This is a genomic window from Candidatus Paceibacterota bacterium, assembly GCA_040905715.1.
Taxonomy (GTDB): domain Bacteria; phylum Patescibacteriota; class Minisyncoccia; order Phycocordibacterales; family CSBR16-193; genus JBBDHZ01.
The window spans coordinates 357417-377987 of sequence record JBBDRA010000003.1; the positions used below are offsets into that span (position 1 = coordinate 357417).

Sequence of the window (20571 nt, forward strand, 5' to 3'; positions counted from 1 at the left end):
TTTTTGCGGGAAAGGTCATCATCACTTGCGATTTTGACGAGGTTTGAAGCGACTTTTATCCAATTCTGGAACGGTTCGAGCCAATCATTCTGCTTTTGCTCAAGTTGGGCAATTTGGCCTTCCAGCGACTTCTTTTCTGAAAGGAGTTTTGCTTTTTTCTCGCGATATACCTCTCGCTCAATGTCCTGTTCCAAATAACCGTCAAGAAGTCGCTGGAGCTTAATTTCAATATTTTTGATTTTCTCTCTTGCTTCGTCAGCAAAAGCAGAAACGGATTGGGCGGATTTTTCTTTATCGACTTTCGCCATTTTCAACAATTTTTCCGCCCAATCCGAACGCAAAGAAACTTTTTGAATTTTGGATGATAACTGCCGATTTAATTCTTCCTCTCGCACATAGGGTTGCGAGCACTTTTGTTTGCCCTTTTTAGTACAGCGATAGTAAATATGTCCTTTTTGCTTTTCGGCAGTTATCATCATGCCGCATTCGGCGCAAGAGATAAGACCACAGAACGCCTGCGGTTCATTCTTCTGTTTCTTTCTCGGTCGTCCGCGCTCTTGCAATACCTCTTGCGCCGTATCAAAAAGTTTCTTTGTGATGATTGGCTCGTGCTTTCCTTCGTGTATTTCGCCAGCGTAGCGAAATAAACCTGTATAAAAAGGATTGGAGAGGATAAAAGTCACCCTCGTCTTGTGGATTCTCTTTCCGCCGCGGGATAGTATCCCGCGTTGCGCCAAAAAGTTAGAAATATCCTCCAACCGCGAATTTCCTTTTGCGTACAATTCAAAAGCCCCGCGAATAATCCGAGCTTTCTTTTTGTCCACTACAACTGTTTTTGTGCGACTGTCGTTTATATAGCCAATAGGCGCAACGCTCGGATATTCGCCCCGCTTAACTTTTTGGCGCAAACCACGCTTCGTATTTTCGGAAAGAGAATCCACATAGTATTTGCTTTGCCCAAAGGCAATATTGAGCATGAACTTTCCTTGCGGCGTTGACTCAAACCAAAATTGTGGAAACTTCAACGCCGTAATACGCCCGCAATCTAAAAGATAAATAATGCGCCCGCCGTCAACAGAATTGCGCGCCAATCTATCAGGATGCCAAGCCAAAATCCCCGCGGCCTCGCCTTTTTCAATACGCTCTAACATTTCACCGAATATCGGCCGTCCGGGGATTTTAGCACTCTGCTTTTCAATAAAAGTATCAACGATATCTAATTCTTCCTGTTTGGCAAAGGCGCGCAATTCTGCGGTCTGGTCTTCAATAGAGCGCACTTGTTTATCTTCCACATCGGTGGACTTGCGGGCGTATATGAAAAATTTTGTGTTGTTCATGCTCATATATTTTTAATTGATTGGGCAAAGCAAGTACTTAAAATCGCAAGTGATGTCGAACCTCCGTTTGGACGCGCGCGAAGCGCGCGGAAACCCTTTGCCTGCCTACTTTGCGGCGCAACGCGCCGCCGAATCGGTTGGGAAAAAATCCGAAAGTTTGATATTGGTGGAATTATACGACTTCGCTCGAACGCATTTTGAACAGAACCCCGACTGACGCACGCGCGGAGCGCGTGGTGGCTCTGAACTAAATCGTACGCTCTCGCCCCGCCCCTCGCCTCCGCTATCGCTACGGCGAGAACCTCGCAGAAATTTTCCCTTACAATTTTCTTTTGCGCGCGCCCCCTGAAAAAAATTCTAAAAAGGAAAGGGAAATTTCTGCTCGGTTCCGCCCTCCAAGTATTCGGGCAAGGCGGGGCTACCAACGCTCGGACGGCTCGGCATTCCTCCCCCTGACCCCCTCCTGCCGAGCCGTCCTCGCTTCGGGGAACGGGCGGGCGGTTATTTACAATAGCGTAATAATTTAGTATCATTTTAGTAGTGATTGAGAATATCACTTATACCTACTTTAATACTACTAAATTATTAGTCAAATGGCAACAATAGCAGAAAATCTAAGAAAAGCCCGGAAGAAGGCGGGATTATCGCAAGACAAGCTCGCCCGCGAAGCGGACGTTGCCTACAATACGGTTGTTAAGATTGAATCAGGCGAAAATAAAAATCCGACCATTGAAACTTTGCGAAATATCGCAAAGGCGTTGGATGTTTCCGTTGGTGAATTGATTAATTAAGAATAATTTATGAGCATGTCTAAAGAACAATTTTATGCTAAAAAACCACTTGAAATGGTAAAACATGCCGAAGGATTGATAGCCCCTTTCGGACCTTTGTATTGTGCAGACAGAGATTTCCTAACGTTTGAATTATTGTTTTTCTATTACTTCGTCTACGACTATAAGATGTTTAGCCAGTTAGACAATGAATTAAGAGGAAAAATCTTGAATGCATTTCTAGAAAAAATTCAATCAAGCAGGCCCGATGACTTTCCTGATTTGAAAGCCGTCGATAAGTTTTACGAAAAACGCATTTTTACTTATTTCACAATTACTCAAAAAATTGGGAAAATGGGAGAATTTGGCGAAAAATGTGCAGACTATATAAACACTCTCCTTACTTATTCTGAGAAAAACAATGTATTTACCTGCCACAATTTTGATCAGGCCGAAAAAGAACTGAAGCTCAACATTGAACCAAATAAATACACTGACGAATTGAAAGTGCTACTTACAATATCAAGCTCCCCCATGATGATTCATGGAATTGACCCTACAGAAATGGATAAAGGTATTTAACAATCTAATTGCGTACATTATGGAAAAAGAACAAGAACAAAAGCCAAAACCGAAGCGCGTTGAAGAATTGGAATACTTTCCATTCAAGAGTTTTGATGAGCTTAAAAAGCGAGTAAATGAGGGTGTTGCAAATCTTGGTGTTGATAGAAGCGTTGCGCTCCAATGGATTCAAAACGGCATTCATTCTACTGGCTGGCAAAGGGCACAAGCTTTGTTTTTAGCTTCCCTAACTTTCATCGTCCCAATAGGTCTGATTATTTACATTATTGTGACGCAAACTTGGCTTTTGCTCTTGGCCTTGCCGCTCCTATTGATTGGTTTCTTCATCTTTCATCCTAGCCAAGCGATGATGCTTGGGTCAATACGAAGCGGGCTTATTTTACTCACTTTTGGAGGATTGATTTGGGGATTCATCAACGGCATTGGCTGGCTCACTGCTCTCACTCTTTCGCTTGCAGTACTTTGGTACGCACAGCGTACAATTTATCGCAAAGCCGTTGATGGCTTACTCCGTGCGGCAATACAACACGAGGATTTACTTTGCATTTTGTGGAGCGGTAACGCGTTGAACGTAACGATGTACAATGGCGATAGCTATTGGTCGAAATGGAAAAAAGAGGGTGGTAAAAATACGCACTATGACACAGGTAATACTTATGACGAATAAACTATGTTGATACTCGGAATAATTTTAACGGTTCTTGGCTTCATTGTTTTTCAATGGGCGGCGAATGCACAAAGCAAGTCGGTTTTTGAGCGACCAATGATTTTTAATAGAGCAACTGCCGTAATTATCATCAACCTAATTTGGATAGGACTTTTCATTGGTGGTTTTTATAGCTTATGGCAAGTTAGCCCCAAAATAGTTTTAACGATTATTGGTATTTACGCGGTACTATGGATACTAGGTTATTTCATGGGGAGCGAAAAAACAAGGGCGAAAAAGATTTTTAAGATTTATAGACAGCTAAAACTTTTTCGTCCTAAAGCAAGTGATGAAGAAATTTTCAGAGAAACAGCCAACGCATACTTTCGAGGTTTGAGGTGGGATGAGGACAAAATCAGAATGACCGTTGACGCAATTTTTGAGAAAAGGATTGGCAGTAAAGAGGACAAAGACATAAAGGATGTGGCAAGCTCCATTCTGATTTTTGAAAATCCACATGGCGATTTCATGAGCTATGACTTTAGAAAATCAATGAAGCGTTTCTCAAAGAAACAAAAAGCCATAGATGACGCTTACAATGCAATTATCGGCAATGCACCAAAAGTTACAGAACGACCAGATCTATCAGAAAACACAACCAAGTGGATTAAATCCATTGGATTTAATCCAGACGAAATGACCAATGAGCAGCTGGCTGTTTTCTCTGAAATAGACGACCATGGCAAGAGTAATTGGGCAGTTAGGTTTTTCTATGGCGCTTCTCTTCTTTTTCTGATTTTGGCTGGACTTAGTTTAATAGGTCTGAAGCTCGGCGGTGTACTTGTATATGGGATAATTTCTTTTGTAATTTGGTATATTGGACACAAAATACAAATGAAGCGGGTTAGCAAAAAGTTTTATGAGGCGAGCGTAATGAAATACGCGCAAGAACAAGCGGAAAATGGTAACAATCTTTAATATGGACACAAGCAATACAGCAGAAATCAATAACTATCGCGAAAGCGAGAGCAAGAAAATTAAAACAAAAACTTTTGTTTTAATTATTCTTTTTGCAATCGTTTTCAGTTTTATTATCAATGACGGGATACGATTAGTTATCCAAAAGTTTTTAGAGATTCCCTCTGATTCGATAGGACTTGCGCAGTGGGGAGACACATTTTTTCTCCGTATCCTCGCCTCTCTTGTAGCAATGGCGGCGGGAACTTTTGTAATAGGTACATTTTTGAAAGAAAAAGTGAGGTTAGCAGGAGTAATAGCAGCTCTCCCAGCGACTTTGTTTTGGATTGCAACTTTGATATTTGGAATAACTATTGTTTCAGATTATGGATATTCGTTTGAGAGCGTTAAGGCAATGTTGCTATTGCCGGCTATTTTAGCAATCTCATTACCAGTGGTGGGATATTTTAGCTCCGGGTGGGGTCAAGAGTATCGCGATCATTTTCAAAAACCAAAAAGTGTCCTAGATATAAAGTGGTATCACTGGCTTTGGATTTTCCCATTCTATTTAAATAAGATTGTCGCTATTTTGCTGTTTAGTATAATTTTGTTGGTACAGTTTGACTTTAGCGAGGGGTGGACTGGAATGTATCCTGGAATTTTAGATTTTATAACAAATTGGGGTTATTACTTGGGGAGAATAATTCTACTTTTCATCATCATTGGCCTCTTTTTGTCTGTTAAACATGTCTACACTCTACTTTCGGAAAAAAGTAAAACCAGAAAAGAGAAGTGGGGTAAGGGAGCGATAATATTTGGTCATGTTTTTCTGTTCTCTATACTTTACGTCCTAATTTTTGGACAGTATTTATAATTCTATGGATTTAAACAAAAAGAAAAACATAGCACTGCTTATTGCCGCCGCTTTCTTGTTCGTGGCTTTGTTTGACGGCTGGCCTTACGGCTTTTTTACGCTCTTGCGATTTGTGGTGTTTGCAAGCTCTGTGTATGTCGCATGGATGGCGTATGAAGCGCAAAAAGAGAAATGGGTTTGGATTTTCGGATTTCTCGCGGTGCTTTTCAATCCGTTCATTGTCATTCACCTTGACCGCGAGATTTGGAGTATTATTGATTTGATTGTTGGAGTATTTATGATTGTTTCTCTTTTTGCGCTAAAATTGGATAAGCCAAAGACAGAATAACAACCCGCCCGTTCCCCGAAGCGAGGACGGCTCGGCAGGAGGGGTTCAAGGGGAGGAATGCCGAGCCGTCCGAGCGTGGAAGCCCCGCCCCGCCCGAAAACTTGGAGGGCGGAACCGAGCAGAAATTTCCCTTTCCTTTTTAGAATTTTTTTCAGGGGGCGCGCGCAAAAGAAAATTGTAAGGGAAAATTTCTGCGAGGTTCTCGCCGTAGCGATAGCGGAGGCGAGGGGCGGGGCGAGAGCGTACGATTTAGTTCAGAGCCACCACGCGCTCCGCGCGTGCGTCAGTCGGGGTTCTGTTCAAAATGCGTTCGAGCGAAGTCGTATAATTCCACAATAAACCCCGCGTAAAGCGGGTTTTTGTGTGCCCGGAACAAGAGCACTGCTGCTCTTGTGTCTGGACGAGAAAGGCGAAGCGATGTCGCGATAGCGACCGTGAGCCCGGCCAGGAGCCCACTTAGTGAATGACGAGCGAAACGAGGAGTGAGCTTAGTGAGCTGACGGCGAGTCCTGTCGGGTCCACACGAACAAAGTGAGCTTGAGTCGAAGAAAGCTCCGGGGGAGCTTTTGTCAGGACTCGAAAAGGTTCTCCGGCTCAGAGATGACCGAAGAGAGTCGATGAGCGGAAACCTGCACTGATCCTGTAAGGATCGAGTCCTGTCGGGTCCACTGTTCCAAAAAACTTCCATATTCATTCGGGAGTTTTTTGTTTGCGCGGTCTCGTGAGTTGTTATTGGTTCAAATATAGTAAGGTCAACAGAATTGACATCTATTCTATTCGCGCTAGATTGATAGCGATCGTACTATGTTCTTTACCTACCTCTGACCGAAGGGAATCCGTCATGAACAGAGAAGAAATTTTCGAAAAAGTCGTGAGTATCGTTGCTGATCGCATGAACGTGCATCCGGACGAGGTCAATGATGATACGAACTTCACTCTCGACCTTTGTGCTGACTCGCTCGACATGGTCGAACTCGTCATGGAGTTCGAGGAAAAATTTGAGATAACAATACCTGAAGGGGAGACCGAAAGAATCAAGTCTGTTGGTGAAGCGGTCAACTTTATTTTCGACAGCATCATTTCCTCCTCGGCACAGGCGTAGCAGTGGTCGCCCGCAATTTCATAGCCAGTCGATATGTATGTATCGGCTGGTTTTTTGTGTCACTAGAACAGTACTGCCAACGTGATAGAATGAAATTACTATATAGATAACCTTTTGTATTTTATGGCAATGATCGATTCAATTTTAAAATTTCCGGAACAATTCGACTATGAACCGGAGATCGAAAATAGCGATGCGCTCGTCGACGAGTATAGGCATTTTGTTCTCGACGGCATGGGTGGATCGCATCTTCACGCAGACCTTCTCAAAGATCACGATCCGTCGATCGATCTATATGTCCACCGAAGCTACGGCGTACCGCTTGAAGCACATCATCCACCGATAGATGAACTGGAAAAAGATCGAACCTTGTTCATTGCCAGCTCGCATTCGGGAAACACCGAAGAGGTGTTGGATTTTGCAGAGGAAGCTCATAAGAAAGGATACCACGTAGCCTGTATAGCTACCGGCGGCAAGCTTATTGAATTTGCTCAGAAGAATGATCTGCCGTATATCCAGTTTCCTGATACAGGCATCCAGCCCAGAACTGCTCTCGGCTTCGCACTCCTCGCGTTGGTAAAGTTCGTTAAGCCGGACCTTCTGTCGGATCTGCACTCACTCAAAAAAGTGATCAACCCTGAATCTGTGCGCGAAAGAGGGGAAGAGCTTGCAGAACTGCTTAAAGATCATGTCCCGGTTATTTATAGTTCAGCAGATAATAGTGCGATCGCTTACAACTGGAAGATCAAGTTCAACGAGACCGGAAAGATACCGGCTTTCTATAACGTTTTGCCGGAACTCAATCATAATGAAATGACCGGCTTTGATGTGCAAGACGCAAATAAGCATCTTTCGAAGCAGTTCATGTTTGTCTTTCTCAAAGACACAAATGACCACGACCAGATCCAAAAGCGAATGAAAGTATGTGCCCAGCTATATACTGACCGTGGCTTCACGGTCATTGAGCAGCCGCTGACCGGCAAAACGTATTTCGAGCGAGCTCTTCATTCACTGCTTATGGCTGATTGGGCTGCGCTTAAGACAGCTGAACTTTACGGAACCGAACCGGAGCAGGTACCTATGGTGGAGGAATTTAAAAAGAAGATAGCGTAAAATGTACACCTGCTGCAAAGTACAATCCTTAATGTAACCTGAATATGTATATCCTCTTTGACATCGGTGCTACCAAAACACGAATTGCCGCAACCGTTGATCGCCAGACATTTACTGAACCGACAATAATCAAGACACCGGCCTCATTTGATGAATTCAAAAACACGTTCACTCAGACTGCCCGCGAGCATATCGGCAGTGAATCGATAGACGGCGCAGTTGGTGGGATGACCGGCGCACTCGATAAGGAACGAGGTGTAATGATCGACTCACCTCATTTGCCGGAATGGAATGGCAGACTCATTTGTGACGAATTAGGCAGCGAGCTGGGTGCACATATAACCATAGAAAACGATTCTGCGGTTGTCGGTCTTGGTGAGGCAGTGTATGGAGCCGGGAAGGGATATCGTATAGCAAGTTACGTCACGGTATCTACCGGAGTTGGTGGTGCGCGTTTTATAAACGGAAAAATAGACGAAAATGCACACGGATTTGAGCCGGGGCGTCAGATCGTGGATATTTCCGGATCGCTCGACGGAGGTAACTCTGACGGTACCCTGGAAGGTCTTGTTTCCGGGACGGCACTTGAGAAACGATTTGGCATGCCGGCGATCGAGGTGAGTGACCCAAAAGTGTGGGATGATCTTGCTCAACAGCTTGCGGTCGGACTGTATAACCTTTCGCTCATTTGGTCACCGGAAGTGATCGTTCTGGGCGGATCAATGATCACCGGAGACCCAGCTATTGATGTTACTGCTACTGAAAAAGCATTTCGAGAGAGGATAGAGCAGGTATTCGCTACCGCACCGGACATTAGGAAGGCTGAACTGGGAGATATTAACGGTGTATGGGGCGCTTTGGCGTATCTCAACAACCTGGACCTGCCTTAGATCACGAGCGCAGACGTGATATACTAGGCTTCTAACGATACTAATCATATACACTATGGGACTTAAAAACTACGTAATGCGGAAGATGATGCAATCGAAACTCAAAGACGCTCCGCCACAGCAGCAGGAAATGATCATGAACTTGGTAGAAAATAATCCGGAACTGTTCGAAAAGATCAGCAAAGAAATAAAGCAAGAGATGAAGAACGGTAAGGACCAAATGGCGGCAAGCATGCTCGTGATGAAGAAATACCAAGGTGAAATCCAGAAGGCTCTACAGAAGAAATAAAAAGTCAAAAGTAGGACATGATCATTCGCTATCGATTTAATTTTGCCTTTCAGATTACATTGGGAGCAGCAGCGTTCGTGGGTGTGCTACTCACTGCAAGTAACACACAGCCCAGTAGTTATCTGTGGCTTGGTGCGGGACTGATTGGCGTGGGGTGTTTTGTATTAAGCGGCTTTCGTCTACGTCGGAGAATACGAAAAGTTTACATACTTGTCGGTCATCCAAATCCGAACAAAACCTACTCTGATGAATTAGCTAATGCCTACGAACAGGGGGCTCGTGATAGCGGGTATACGGTCGTGCGTCAGGACATTTCAAAGCTATCATTTGATCCAATCCTCCATAAGGGATATGACGAGATCCAGGAACTTGAACCGGATCTTAAGAAGGTGCAGGACAACATTTTGTGGGCCGATCACTTTGTATTGATCTACCCTAACTGGTGGTCAACAATGCCGGCGATCCTGAAGGGGTTATTCGACCGTATTTGGTTGCCCGGATTTGCGTTTAACTTCCACGCATTTGGCTGGAAAAAGCTTCTTAAAGGCAGAACCGCTCGGGTACTGATCACTCTTGACAATCATCCCTTGCTAGCTTGGATGGTCTTCGGAGATTATACAAACGAGATACAAAACGCACTGCTTGAGTTTGCCGGTATTCAGCCAGCAGATGTGACGCAATTTGGATCTCTTAAATTCCGGTCACAGAAAAGTAAAAAACGTCTTGTCCGGAAGGCGTATCGAATGGGCCGGTGGGCACTGTAATTTTGATTTTACTGATACAAGTTGATATAGTGTAATATGTTCCTTACGAAAACACCATTGGGTCAGAAAGGAGAAACCTTGTGACTCTAAACTCTGATGTCGCTCAAAAAGATCGTGACACCTTAATAAAGGAGTACGAAAAAGAGCTGCGTAAGCACTTCAAGTGGAGAGCGCGGGTGCATCACGACACGAAAAACAAGTTCGAGCCCGGAGAGTATCGTGGTATCGAAAGCTGGAACAAGATGCACAAACGGCGACTTGCTCAAGACAAGAAGAAGTTTGCTGACCGCCGGCGCAGCCTCGGTCTCCGCAAGGGCGAAGACGAGGTGATCCAGAACAGGGTTATCCGAGAACTTGGCTTACGATAGTCGCCCACGGTCAGGGAGAACTTCTCATGCAGCAACGGAATACAGCACAGCAGACTCAAGGGTGTTGACCGGTACCCGTCGAAAGATGTGTGCCGGTTTTTTCATTTATGATACGCTATGAGTCCGGAACGTTAATTATAATACTAGTATGTCACTCTCGATCGGAATTGTAGGACTACCAAACGTCGGTAAATCGACGCTTTTTAATGCGTTAACAAAGAAATCAGTCGATGCAGCGAACTATCCGTTCTGCACGATCGATCCCGCAGTCGGTGTGGTGCCGGTTCCGGACGAGCGACTCTGGAAGCTCAGCGAATTTAGCAGATCAGAAAACACGCTACCGGCCGTGGTCGAGTTTGTTGATATTGCCGGACTGGTCAAAGGAGCGGCTGAAGGAGAGGGGCTTGGCAACGCGTTTCTCTCGAATATTCGGGAAGTGGATGCGATCGCGCACGTCGTGCGTATTTTCGATGATCCCAATATTGTTCATGTAAATGGAGCGATCGATCCACTTGCGGATATCGAGACGATACACCTCGAACTTATATTTGCCGATCTTGATACCGTAAACAAGCGACTTTCATCACTTGAACGCGATGTAAAGCGAGGCGATAAAGCTGCCGTGAAAGAAAATGTCGTGGTAGCAAAAGTAAAGGAAGCCCTTGAGGCAAGCCAGCTTGTCTCGAGCCTTTCGCTAAGCGAGGAAGAGCGCACTGAGCTTCAGGGGCTCCACCTACTTACCGCCAAGCCCATCCTTTTTGTTTTAAATAAGCAGTCAGGTGGACAGAATATCGATGAAACTGACTCGGAGAAGTTTACAAATCTCACCAATGCAATAAAAGAGATGGGGGCGCAGTATGTACTGGTGGATGCCAATATTGAGAACGAGGTAAAGGAACTTGAAGGCGAGGAAAAGCAGACCTTCCGCGAAGAGCTCGGAGCAAAAGATTCCGGATTTGATTCTTTTATACAGCAAAGTTACGACTTGCTTGGATTGATCACCTACTTCACTACCGGAGAAAAAGAGACACGAGCCTGGACAACACACGTCGGAGCAACGGCACCTGAGGCAGGTGCGTCGATTCACTCTGACTTTCAGGACAAATTCATTCGAGCTGACATTATTCAGTGGAATGTACTACTTGATGCAGGATCTCGCGCCGCAGCTCGTGACCAAGGACTCATTAGAACAGAAGGGAAGGAATATATTGTGCAAGACGGTGACGTGATAGAGTTTAAGATATAAAGCAGATTAAGCAGTCGGACAGATCGGAATCTCTTCGCCTAGTTAAAATAAACACTAAAGACCGGGGTCTTTAGTGTTTATTTGTTACGTATAGGGGTGTTGTTACCTACAAACACCCGTTTGGCTTGTTTGCTGGCGGTTCCTACTTACGGTATAGTACGAATCACAAACCACGTAGTCACATGAAGAAATACGACCCAAACAAAATAGAAAAAAAATGGCAAAAACAATGGGAGAAAGATGGTATATACAAAACGTCTGAGCGCTCAAAGAAACCTACTCAGTATGTTCTGGATATGTTCCCGTATCCGTCCGGTGAAGGGCTGCACGTGGGTCACCCGAAGGGGTATATTGCCACCGACATCTACTCTCGCTTCAAACGAATGAACGGCTACAACGTCCTACATCCAATGGGGTGGGACGCTTTTGGATTGCCGGCCGAGAATTATGCCATCAAAAACAAGACTCAACCCCAGACCGCGGTCAAAAAAAATATCAAACGCTATAAAGAGCAGCTAGGAATGATCGGGCTCGACTACGACTGGTCACGTGAGATAAATACAACCGATCCGGAATACTATAAATGGACACAGTGGACTTTTCTTCAGATGTACAAAAAGGGATTAGCCTACCAGTCATTCGAGCCGATAAACTGGTGTCCGTCCTGTAAAACAGGGCTCGCCAATGAAGACCTTGAGACCCGTTCGACAGACTCAGGGCAGGCGGCCGTATGCGAACGATGCGGTTCAGAAGTAGAGCAGAGACCAATGCGCCAATGGGTTTTGAAAATAACCGACTATGCCGACCGTCTACTCAAAGACCTGACTGATCTGGACTGGCCGGAGTCGATCAAGGAGTCTCAGCGTAACTGGATCGGACGCTCAGAAGGAGCTGAGTTCAGTTTTCCGATAACCCAGAAGAACCACTATGTGCTTCTGCACGGCTTTGAAGGTTCACCTAAAAAGAACTTTTTCCCGTGGCTTGCCCGCGAGCTTGAGAAGCGCGGACATTCGGTCGAGGCGCCGACTCTACCAAAAACAAAGAATCCGGATATCGAGAAGCAGGTCCATCACGTGCTCGACACCTGCCACTTCACCGAAAATACGATCCTTGTTGGCCACAGCCTGGGAGGAGTCGTCGGACAGATCATTACTGAACGACTCAAGACACCTATAAAGAAGATGGTCTTAGTAGGGAGTTTTACCAAACCGAATTTCTTAGATAGCAAAGATCAACCGTTCGTCGATACTTTTAGCTGGAACCTCGACCTCGAGAAAGTTCGTGATAATGCGCGACGTATTGTGATACTGCACGATCAAAATGACCCGATCATACCTACTCGAGAAGCAGATATCCTGGCAGAAGCAACTGCCGGAGAACTTCGCTCTGTAGTAGCACGAAAAGAGCATTTTTGCGGTCCTCGTGAGCCTGAGATCCTTAACGCATGCCTTGAAGAGGTCAGGGTGTTTACTACCCGGCCCGATACTATCTACGGGGTAACGTATATGGTCTTAGCTCCGGAGCACGCATTAGTAAATGAGCTTCAGTCAAATATAACAAACTGGCAAGAAGTAACGCAGTACCAAAAAGAAGCAAACAAGAAAACTCAGCTCGAACGTACCGCTCAAGACAGAGCCAAGAGCGGTGTTCAGCTCGAAGGTATCTATGCTAAAAATCCGGCCAACGGCGAAGAAATACCGGTCTATATTGCTGACTATGTTATGACCGGCTACGGTACCGGGGCGATCATGGCAGTACCGGCGCACGATGAACGTGACTGGGAATTCGCCAAAGTGTACGGCCTGCCGATCCGGCAAGTGATACGTCCGGTGAGAGTAGACACAACAAACCCGCCGCGCAAGGGTGCCAAGGTATCTCCGCGATATGTTGTGCACTGCATCGTTAAGCATCCATCTGAAGACACCGTAGTAACTCTGCGCTGGAAAGAACATGATTGGCAAACACTGATCATTGGCGGAATAGAGAAAGGAGAGAGCCCGGAAGAAGCTGCTCGCCGCGAGATCTATGAGGAGACCGGCTACAAGAATCTAATACTTGAAGACCAGCTAGGCGACGAAGTCAGAGCGGAATTTTACGCAGCCCACAAAGAGGTAAATCGAATCGCGTACACGAAAGCCCTCGTTTTCCGCCTTAGCGATCTTGAAAAAGACGATGTTACTGAGGAGGAGAAAGCCAAGCATGAGCCGGTCTGGACACCGATCGTTGATCTTGAAAAAACTCTTCGTCCGTGTGCCGAGCTCGACCTGTGGATACATCGTCTTAAAACAGGTAATTACGCCTACAGCGGGAAGGGTGAGCTCGTAAACTCAGGCGGCTGGGACGGTATGAGCTCAGACCATGTACAAGACCTGATCACACAGACGGCTAGCGGAGTAAAACGGGTAACGTACCGTCTCAATGATTGGGTTTTCTCGCGTCAGCGCTACTGGGGTGAACCTATTCCGCTTGTGCACTGTGAACACTGTGGTGTCGTGCCGGTCCCGGAGAAGGACCTACCGGTTGAGTTGCCGAATGTAAAGAAATACGAGCCGACCGGAACAGGGGAATCGCCGCTTGCTGCTATCGACTCCTGGGTCAACACAACCTGCCCTGAGTGTGGAGAGAAGGCAAAGCGGGAAACAAACACCATGCCACAGTGGGCAGGAAGCTGTTGGTATTACCTACGCTATATTGACCCAAGCAATACAAAGCAACTTGTTTCCGAGAAAAAAGAGCGTCATTGGATGCCGGTCGATATGTATGTTGGCGGTGTTGAGCACGCGACGCGACACTTGATCTACGCACGCTTCTGGCACAAGTTCCTCTACGATATAGACGCTGTTTCTACTACAGAGCCATTCGCAACGCTTAAGAACCAGGGAATGATCGCCGGTCCGGACGGACGAAAGATGAGCAAACGTTACGGCAACATCATAAATCCTGACGATGTGATCAAACAGCACGGTGCGGACTCTTTCCGAACGTACGAAATGTTTATGGGGCCGTTCGATCAGGGAGGTGGCTGGAACACTGATAACCTTATCGGGGTTAGGCGTTTTTTGGAAAAGGTGTGGAGACTTCAGGAAAAAGTACAAGATGAAACAACTCATACCAAAACCGAAACAGACAAAAAAATTGAGATTCGAATGCATCAAACCATTCAGAAAGTGACTGAGGACATTGAAACATTCAGCTTCAACACGGCAATATCAGCCCTTATGGTGCTCGCGAATCAACTTGATAAGCAAGAGAACATTGATCGCTCTGTGTACACTGTTCTTGTCCAGCTTCTCGCGCCGCTTGCTCCGCATATGTGTGAAGAACTGTGGCTGAATGTGCTTAAAAATAAGATCTCTGTACATACAAGTGACTGGCCGGTGTACGACGAGACGAAACTAGTGGAAGACACCGTAACAATAGTGATTCAGGTAAACGGCAAGGTTCGTGATGAGTTTGAGATCAACAAAGACATGCCCGGGGCAGAGGTTATCGCTCAAGCTAAAGCTCGAGATGCGGTTAAGCGCTGGGTAGGTGATAGCAAGGTTGCTCGTGAGATCTATGTCCCAGGAAAACTGGTAAGTATCGCAACAGATACAAAGTAGGCAATTTGCCCTTTTGCCAGGTTCGTGATACTGTATAAAAGACAGAAGTAAATCTACGTCAATAGCTTACCAAGGCCTTCCTCAGTGACAGTGCTCACCGTTTGGCGGCATTGTAATATTTGACACTATTTCCTTTATATGCTTATATTATAGTACGTATTACGAATATGAAAAAACAGCAAGGAGCCACACTATCATTCCAGCCAAAGCAGGTCACCAAACGCCTGCTTTCTGTGCTACCTGAGCGCGCTCGGGATATCCTTATTTGCCGATACGGCCTTGGGAAGAACACTGACCGCATGACGCTTGAAGCGATCGGGACCAAATACGGTATCACCCGTGAGCGCGTTCGTCAGATCGAGAACTACGCGATACAGACGATTCGCAAGTCAAAACAATACGAAAAAGAGCGAAAAACATTCACTGAGTTAAAGAATCTTCTTAAATCATCTGGCGGTATTGTTGCTGAGCGCGACCTCATGAACATCGTTTCACGAAGCATAAGCGTACAAAATCATGTGCACTTTTTCCTTGTTGTAGGCGAAGAATTTACCCGTTACAAAGAAGATGAGAAATTTCATCATCGCTGGCATGTAGACAACGAGATCGCTGACGAGATCCACGAGGCGCTCGATAAGCTTTACAAAAATCTTAATGACGACGACATTATTCCTGAATCAGAGATGCTGGCTCAGTTTCTTGACCAGGTGCGCAACACATCTGAAAAATACAAAAACCATGAGATCGCTAAACGATGGCTCGGTATCTCTAAAAAGATCGATCGCAACCCACTTGGCGAATGGGGAATAGCTCATTCACCAAACATCAACGCCAAGGGAATGCGTGACTATGCCTATCTCGTCCTGAGAAAGCACGGCTCACCGATCCACTTTGAGGAGGTTGCAAAAGCTATTGAAAAACTATTTAACAAAAAGGCGCACGTTGCCACCACTCACAACGAACTTATTAAGGATTCACGCTTTGTGTTAGTCGGTCGCGGTCTTTATGCACTCAAGGATTGGGGATACGTCAGCGGAGTTGTGAAAGACGTTATTCAAAAAATACTCCAGCAGAATGGACCTCTCACAAAAGACGAGATCATCGACAAAGTAATGAAGGAGCGCTACGTTAAGGAAAATACTATTCTGGTTAATCTTCAAAACCCGCGTTACTTTAAAAAACGCTCTGACGGGCGATTCGAGAACGCTAAATAATCAATTCTCATTCAAAAAACCACATTTCCTCAGAGGGATGTGGTTTTTTCTATGTAGAAAAAGTGTGAAAGTTGGTGATTTACTACAAGCTCGGTATAATGACCTCACCTATGATTGATCAACTGCTCTCATTTATTAGTACTCAATACGGTGAATCTGCCGGACTCGTCGCAGAGGTATTGCTCGATACCTCTTTTATCTGGATTCCTGTTATCCTCATCATAGGATTTTGGCAGGTCTGGATCCAGTATATTCACGCATACTTTATCAGCAAACAAGTACCTGTCCTACTCGAGATACGCATTCCCCGAGAGGTCTCACGCACACCGGCCGCTATGGAGATGGTGTTCAATACGCTCTACCAGAAGAGTCAGCCTCAATCGTTTGCGGAGGCGTACTGGGACGGCAAGGTGCCGCCGTGGTTTTCTATAGAATTGGTTTCACTTGGTGGGTATGTCCATCTCTATATCTGGACCTGGCAAAAATTCAAAAATTTGATCGAGTCACAACTTTACGCTCAGTACCCAAGTATTGAAGTGGTTGAAGCAGAAGACTACTCGACCAAGATCACGAATGATCCGGAAAAGTTTAATATGGTCGGTTTCCAATGGACGTTTACAAAGCCGGTCGCATACCCCATCAAAACATATATAGACTACGGATTAGACAAGAAGGCTGACAAAGAGGAGCAGAAAGATGACCCGCTTACATCAGTACTTGAACTACTCGGGTCACTTAAGCCCAAGGAGCAACTTTGGTTCCAGATCGTGATTCAGGCTCACAAAAAAATGGGCATGAAGGACGGTTATGTTTTCCCGCGCCCTGATTGGCGAGCCGAAGCTGAGAGGGAGGCCGGGAAAATACGAGACCAATATTTGGTCGACAAAGAGAAAGGGCTGTACATGCCTATAACAGAAGCAGATATGGACTCGATCAAGGCTATTCACCGCAGCCTGGACAAGCAAGCCTTTGATGCTGTTGTGCGAACACTCTATGTTGCTGAAGGTGATAACTTCGATACGGGTACGATCGCCGGACTTCTCGGAGTGATGCAACAATTTAATTCAAACAACATGAACGGTTTCCGGATCAACTGGAAAACCGACTTCAGCCACCCGTGGAAAGACTTCCGAAATGTTCGCCGACGTAAGAAGGAGCGTCAATACCTCGATGCATGGCGTCGGCGATCCTACTTTTCTGAACCATACAAGTATTTCAAACAAAAGCCGATCGTTCTTACCACAGAAGAACTTGCAACGATCTTTCATATACCCGGAACAGTGGTTCAGACTCCAACACTCAACCGAGTAAGTTCACGAAAAGGAGAAGCTCCATCAAACATTCCAACAGAATAATATGCAGATGTTATTTCAAAATGCAGCACAGCAAGTAATTTATGGTTTACGATGGCTTGGAGATCATCCTTGGCGTGTTGTTGGTGGAGGTAGTATTGTCTTTTCCTTTGCTCTGGCTACTACTCTGATCGTTCTTATCTTGCCGTCGCCATATTTTCCCACCGACGAGATAATACACATTGAAGAGGGTACGGGGCTTAACACTATAGCCTTAACACTTGAGCAAAAAGGGGTAATCCGGTCGGCAAGTATTTTTCGTTACGTGATCGCTATTAGAGGAAATGATAAGAGTATTGTGTCTGGAGACTACTATCTCGAAAAACCCCTGACCACCTTTGATCTAGCGGATCGACTTGTGAACGGTCACTACAACATGAAGAACCGTGTTGTGTTAATACCGGAGGGATACAACGTTTTTCAAATGGCAAAACGATTTGATGATCAACTGATAGATTTCGATGTCATAAACTTTATAAAACTTGCTCGTCCGCTAGAAGGCCGACTATTTCCGGACACCTATGAGGTTCAGCCGACGATATCCGAAGAGCGCTTGATTGAAAAGATGCACACCACTTTTAAAAAACGGATCGAGGAATTAGATGAGGAGATCCAAGCCTTCGACAAATCGCTCAACGAGATCATCATAATGGCCTCTATTCTTGAGCGAGAAGCGTATAAAATGGAGGATAGGCGACGTATCGCCGGTGTGCTCTGGCATCGAATTGAGATCGGAATGCCGCTTCAAGTTGACGCTGTCTTTTCTCACGTGAACGGCAAGCACACGTATCAACTTACCTCAGCTGATCTTTTAGCAGACGACCCTTTCAATACGTATACCCGTAAAGGACTACCGCCGGCACCAATTGCTAATCCCGGACTCAGCTCAATAGAAGCCGCCGTTACCCCTGTTGAAAGTAACGATCTCTTCTTTCTCTCAGACAGAAGTGGGAACATGTACTACTCAGAGACACATGATGAGCATGTGAGACTTAAGAATCTATACGTAAACTAGTATTTTATTTTGTATATAGTATGTAGTATCCCGGGCACTATTACATATTAACAAGCTAAGCTAGGTACAGTTTACAGACACTAGATACGCCATGCTATTTATGGCATAGTACTGACATGCCCAGTGAGAATCAAGATACTCCCCATATTTACGTCGCCCTCTCCGGCGGGGTGGACAGTGCTGTATCCGCAGCACTTCTCAAAGAACAAGGGTATCAGGTGACCGGGGCATTCATTAAAACGTGGCAACCGGACTTTCTTGAGTGTCGAGCGCCGGTTGACCGCGAAGACGCGCGACAGGTTGCAGCTCACCTCAATATTCCGTTTACAACGATCGATCTTGAGGATGAGTACAAACAAGGCGTAGCTGATCTCATGATCGAGGAATACCGATCGGGGCGAACACCGAACCCTGATGTCCTCTGCAACCAGAAGGTAAAATTCGGTGCCTTTCTTAATGAAGCACTTGCGCGTGGAGCTGACGGCATCGCGACCGGCCATTACTGCAGAAAAGGACAGCGGCTTACGGATAACACGTCTGAAGTAGGGGAACATACACTTTTGCGAGGTGTCGATACTAATAAAGACCAGTCATACTTCCTATGGACACTGCGGCAAGACCAACTTTCTAAAACACTATTTCCTGTTGGTGAATACACGAAACCGAAAGTACGAGAACTTGCAAAAAAGTTTGCGTTGCCGGTCGCGACAAAAAAAGATAGCCAAGGGGTATGCTTTCTTGGCAAGCTTAATATGAAAAGCTTTCTTTCCCACTATATTGATACACAGCCGGGTGATGTTTTAAATCTACGCGGTGAGAAGATCGGACACCACGACGGAGCTCTTTTCTACACACTCGGACAGCGGCACGGGTTTGAAGTAACTAAGAAAACACCTACGACCGGTGCTTTGTATGTGGTTACAAAAAATACTACCTCTAACACCATAACAGTAGCCGAGCAGGACCAGCGCTCAGCGATAGACCAGACTCACGTGCTAACTCTTATGCGGGTAAACTGGATCGGAGGAGAATGTATCGACGGTGAATACGACGCACAGTTCCGTTACCGCCAACCCACCCGCAAAGTAATTGTAGCAACAGACGAAAAAGGGGTAACGGTTACATTCGCCGAGCCGCAGCAAGCAGTGTCTCCGGGCCAGTCACTTGTTTTATACAAAGATCAAGAATGTATTGGGGGAGGGATCATCGAGAAAACAGTTCCGAAAGCTACCTTTCAAAAACCTTTCGAAGCGTTGCAGAGTAACGTATAATGCCAACAATGACAGAAAAACAAATCGAGATCATTAAAGCAAACGGGGAACGAGAAATGTTTGTCCCGATGAAACTAGAGAACTCACTGCTTAGATCGGGCGCAGAACCGGAGCTCGTTGAAGAAGTTATTGCTCATATACGTGAGGAGTTAAATGACGGCATGACCACCAAGGAGATATACAAGCATGCTTTCGAGGTACTTGCCAGAAAAAAGAAAAGCGTAGCCAGCCGCTACAGTCTACGTAACGCAGTAATAGGTATGGGTCCTACCGGATTTCCTTTTGAGCAATTTGTTGCTCGCATATTTACAGAAAAAGGGTATCAAACTCACACCGGCGTTATTATGCGCGGCAAATGCGGCGAGCACGAGATAGACGTTATAGCTCATACAAACGACTCGTTGATCATGATGGAGGCTAAATTTCATAACGAACACGGCATATCGTCCGGGATCAAAACAGCGCTTTACGTCAAAGCCCGTTTTGAGGACCTGAAGGATCAGCCAATACCCGGCATTGAAGGCAGAACCCTTGACCAGGGATGGCTGGTAACCAACACAAAATTTACATCCTCAGCAATAGAATACGGCGCATGCGCAGGACTCTCAATGGTAGGCTGGAACTATCCGGCAACAGGCAATCTACAGGACCTGATCGAAGAGAGCGGACTTCATCCGATCACCTGTCTTACTTCGCTTACCGACACCGCAAAGCGGTCTTTACTTGAAAATAACACTGTACTGTGTCGAATGGTAAAGGACGATGACGAGCTGCTCCGGGCTGCCGGACTAACCACTGCTGAGATCACGGAGGTCCGGGAAGAAGCAGGTGAGCTGTGTATATAAAGCACG

Annotated in this window: 20 protein-coding genes and 1 pseudogene; all 21 read left to right on the plus strand. The window is 45.7% G+C overall.

The window, feature by feature from the left end; all coding sequences use genetic code 11:
• Positions 1 to 446 precede the first annotated feature (446 nt).
• Entirely contained in the window at positions 447 to 647 is a 201-nt protein-coding gene (locus tag WD312_02910; GenBank protein ID MEX2564038.1) for a hypothetical protein, read from the plus strand.
• A gap of 1283 nt (positions 648 to 1930) precedes the next feature.
• Positions 1931 to 2128: a helix-turn-helix transcriptional regulator gene (locus WD312_02915; GenBank protein ID MEX2564039.1), complete on the plus strand. Its 198-nt coding sequence runs from the start codon at positions 1931 to 1933 to the stop codon at positions 2126 to 2128.
• A 15-nt stretch (positions 2129 to 2143) separates the two neighbouring features.
• The gene (locus tag WD312_02920) at positions 2144 to 2689 is read left to right on the plus strand and encodes a hypothetical protein (protein ID MEX2564040.1); all 546 of its coding nucleotides are present in this window, start codon (positions 2144 to 2146) and stop codon (positions 2687 to 2689) included.
• A gap of 19 nt (positions 2690 to 2708) precedes the next feature.
• Positions 2709 to 3356, plus strand: coding sequence for a hypothetical protein (locus WD312_02925; protein ID MEX2564041.1), 648 nt, complete (start codon positions 2709 to 2711; stop codon positions 3354 to 3356).
• Between the two features lie 3 nt (positions 3357 to 3359).
• Entirely contained in the window at positions 3360 to 4313 is a 954-nt protein-coding gene (locus tag WD312_02930; protein ID MEX2564042.1) for a hypothetical protein, read from the plus strand.
• A 1-nt stretch (position 4314) separates the two neighbouring features.
• Positions 4315 to 5166: a hypothetical protein gene (locus tag WD312_02935; protein ID MEX2564043.1), complete on the plus strand. Its 852-nt coding sequence runs from the start codon at positions 4315 to 4317 to the stop codon at positions 5164 to 5166.
• A gap of 4 nt (positions 5167 to 5170) precedes the next feature.
• The gene (locus WD312_02940) at positions 5171 to 5494 is read left to right on the plus strand and encodes a DUF6804 family protein (protein MEX2564044.1); all 324 of its coding nucleotides are present in this window, start codon (positions 5171 to 5173) and stop codon (positions 5492 to 5494) included.
• An 841-nt stretch (positions 5495 to 6335) separates the two neighbouring features.
• Positions 6336 to 6596 carry an acyl carrier protein gene (acpP, locus tag WD312_02945; protein ID MEX2564045.1) on the plus strand — a complete coding sequence of 87 codons (261 nt, stop codon included), beginning with the start codon at positions 6336 to 6338 and terminating at the stop codon, positions 6594 to 6596.
• Between the two features lie 123 nt (positions 6597 to 6719).
• Positions 6720 to 7709 carry an SIS domain-containing protein gene (locus WD312_02950; GenBank protein ID MEX2564046.1) on the plus strand — a complete coding sequence of 330 codons (990 nt, stop codon included), beginning with the start codon at positions 6720 to 6722 and terminating at the stop codon, positions 7707 to 7709.
• A gap of 44 nt (positions 7710 to 7753) precedes the next feature.
• Entirely contained in the window at positions 7754 to 8599 is an 846-nt protein-coding gene (locus tag WD312_02955; protein MEX2564047.1) for an ROK family protein, read from the plus strand.
• 55 nt (positions 8600 to 8654) lie between these two features.
• Positions 8655 to 8888, plus strand: a complete 234-nt coding sequence (locus WD312_02960; protein MEX2564048.1) for a hypothetical protein — start codon at positions 8655 to 8657, stop codon at positions 8886 to 8888.
• 17 nt (positions 8889 to 8905) lie between these two features.
• Entirely contained in the window at positions 8906 to 9652 is a 747-nt protein-coding gene (locus tag WD312_02965; protein ID MEX2564049.1) for an NAD(P)H-dependent oxidoreductase, read from the plus strand.
• Positions 9653 to 9732: 80 nt separating this feature from the next.
• Positions 9733 to 10020 carry a hypothetical protein gene (locus WD312_02970; GenBank protein MEX2564050.1) on the plus strand — a complete coding sequence of 96 codons (288 nt, stop codon included), beginning with the start codon at positions 9733 to 9735 and terminating at the stop codon, positions 10018 to 10020.
• 148 nt (positions 10021 to 10168) lie between these two features.
• Entirely contained in the window at positions 10169 to 11266 is a 1098-nt protein-coding gene (gene ychF / locus WD312_02975; GenBank protein MEX2564051.1) for a redox-regulated ATPase YchF, read from the plus strand.
• A gap of 182 nt (positions 11267 to 11448) precedes the next feature.
• Positions 11449 to 12162: pseudogene (locus WD312_02980) on the plus strand (class I tRNA ligase family protein).
• Between the two features lie 33 nt (positions 12163 to 12195).
• Positions 12196 to 14868 carry an alpha/beta fold hydrolase gene (locus WD312_02985; protein ID MEX2564052.1) on the plus strand — a complete coding sequence of 891 codons (2673 nt, stop codon included), beginning with the start codon at positions 12196 to 12198 and terminating at the stop codon, positions 14866 to 14868.
• A gap of 167 nt (positions 14869 to 15035) precedes the next feature.
• The gene (locus WD312_02990) at positions 15036 to 16082 is read left to right on the plus strand and encodes a sigma factor-like helix-turn-helix DNA-binding protein (GenBank protein MEX2564053.1); all 1047 of its coding nucleotides are present in this window, start codon (positions 15036 to 15038) and stop codon (positions 16080 to 16082) included.
• Positions 16083 to 16192: 110 nt separating this feature from the next.
• Positions 16193 to 17437 (plus strand): hypothetical protein, encoded by a 1245-nt coding sequence (locus WD312_02995; protein MEX2564054.1) that lies wholly within the window; start codon positions 16193 to 16195, stop codon positions 17435 to 17437.
• A 1-nt stretch (position 17438) separates the two neighbouring features.
• Positions 17439 to 18449, plus strand: coding sequence for an endolytic transglycosylase MltG (gene mltG / locus WD312_03000; GenBank protein ID MEX2564055.1), 1011 nt, complete (start codon positions 17439 to 17441; stop codon positions 18447 to 18449).
• 116 nt (positions 18450 to 18565) lie between these two features.
• The gene (gene mnmA / locus WD312_03005; GenBank protein MEX2564056.1) at positions 18566 to 19720 is read left to right on the plus strand and encodes a tRNA 2-thiouridine(34) synthase MnmA; all 1155 of its coding nucleotides are present in this window, start codon (positions 18566 to 18568) and stop codon (positions 19718 to 19720) included.
• Between the two features lie 8 nt (positions 19721 to 19728).
• Complete coding sequence (locus WD312_03010) at positions 19729 to 20565, plus strand: ATP cone domain-containing protein (protein MEX2564057.1); 837 nt, start codon at positions 19729 to 19731, stop codon at positions 20563 to 20565.
• The last annotated feature ends 6 nt before the right edge of the window (positions 20566 to 20571 follow it).

What these genes read in the sequence shown, in the direction of transcription:
- WD312_02920 (MEX2564040.1), top strand. Translation starts at nt 2,144, where the DNA reads ATGTCTAAAGAACAATTTTATGCTAAAAAACCACTTGAAATGGTAAAA.
- ychF (MEX2564051.1), top strand. Translation starts at nt 10,169, where the DNA reads ATGTCACTCTCGATCGGAATTGTAGGACTACCAAACGTCGGTAAATCG.
- WD312_02940 (MEX2564044.1), top strand. Translation starts at nt 5,171, where the DNA reads ATGGATTTAAACAAAAAGAAAAACATAGCACTGCTTATTGCCGCCGCT.
- WD312_02965 (MEX2564049.1), top strand. Translation starts at nt 8,906, where the DNA reads ATGATCATTCGCTATCGATTTAATTTTGCCTTTCAGATTACATTGGGA.
- WD312_03010 (MEX2564057.1), top strand. Translation starts at nt 19,729, where the DNA reads ATGACAGAAAAACAAATCGAGATCATTAAAGCAAACGGGGAACGAGAA.
- WD312_02995 (MEX2564054.1), top strand. Translation starts at nt 16,193, where the DNA reads ATGATTGATCAACTGCTCTCATTTATTAGTACTCAATACGGTGAATCT.
- WD312_02930 (MEX2564042.1), top strand. Translation starts at nt 3,360, where the DNA reads ATGTTGATACTCGGAATAATTTTAACGGTTCTTGGCTTCATTGTTTTT.
- WD312_02910 (MEX2564038.1), top strand. Translation starts at nt 447, where the DNA reads ATGTCCTTTTTGCTTTTCGGCAGTTATCATCATGCCGCATTCGGCGCA.
- WD312_02935 (MEX2564043.1), top strand. Translation starts at nt 4,315, where the DNA reads ATGGACACAAGCAATACAGCAGAAATCAATAACTATCGCGAAAGCGAG.
- WD312_02915 (MEX2564039.1), top strand. Translation starts at nt 1,931, where the DNA reads ATGGCAACAATAGCAGAAAATCTAAGAAAAGCCCGGAAGAAGGCGGGA.
- WD312_02950 (MEX2564046.1), top strand. Translation starts at nt 6,720, where the DNA reads ATGGCAATGATCGATTCAATTTTAAAATTTCCGGAACAATTCGACTAT.
- mnmA (MEX2564056.1), top strand. Translation starts at nt 18,566, where the DNA reads ATGCCCAGTGAGAATCAAGATACTCCCCATATTTACGTCGCCCTCTCC.
- WD312_02925 (MEX2564041.1), top strand. Translation starts at nt 2,709, where the DNA reads ATGGAAAAAGAACAAGAACAAAAGCCAAAACCGAAGCGCGTTGAAGAA.
- WD312_02955 (MEX2564047.1), top strand. Translation starts at nt 7,754, where the DNA reads ATGTATATCCTCTTTGACATCGGTGCTACCAAAACACGAATTGCCGCA.
- mltG (MEX2564055.1), top strand. Translation starts at nt 17,439, where the DNA reads ATGCAGATGTTATTTCAAAATGCAGCACAGCAAGTAATTTATGGTTTA.
- WD312_02960 (MEX2564048.1), top strand. Translation starts at nt 8,655, where the DNA reads ATGGGACTTAAAAACTACGTAATGCGGAAGATGATGCAATCGAAACTC.
- acpP (MEX2564045.1), top strand. Translation starts at nt 6,336, where the DNA reads ATGAACAGAGAAGAAATTTTCGAAAAAGTCGTGAGTATCGTTGCTGAT.
- WD312_02990 (MEX2564053.1), top strand. Translation starts at nt 15,036, where the DNA reads ATGAAAAAACAGCAAGGAGCCACACTATCATTCCAGCCAAAGCAGGTC.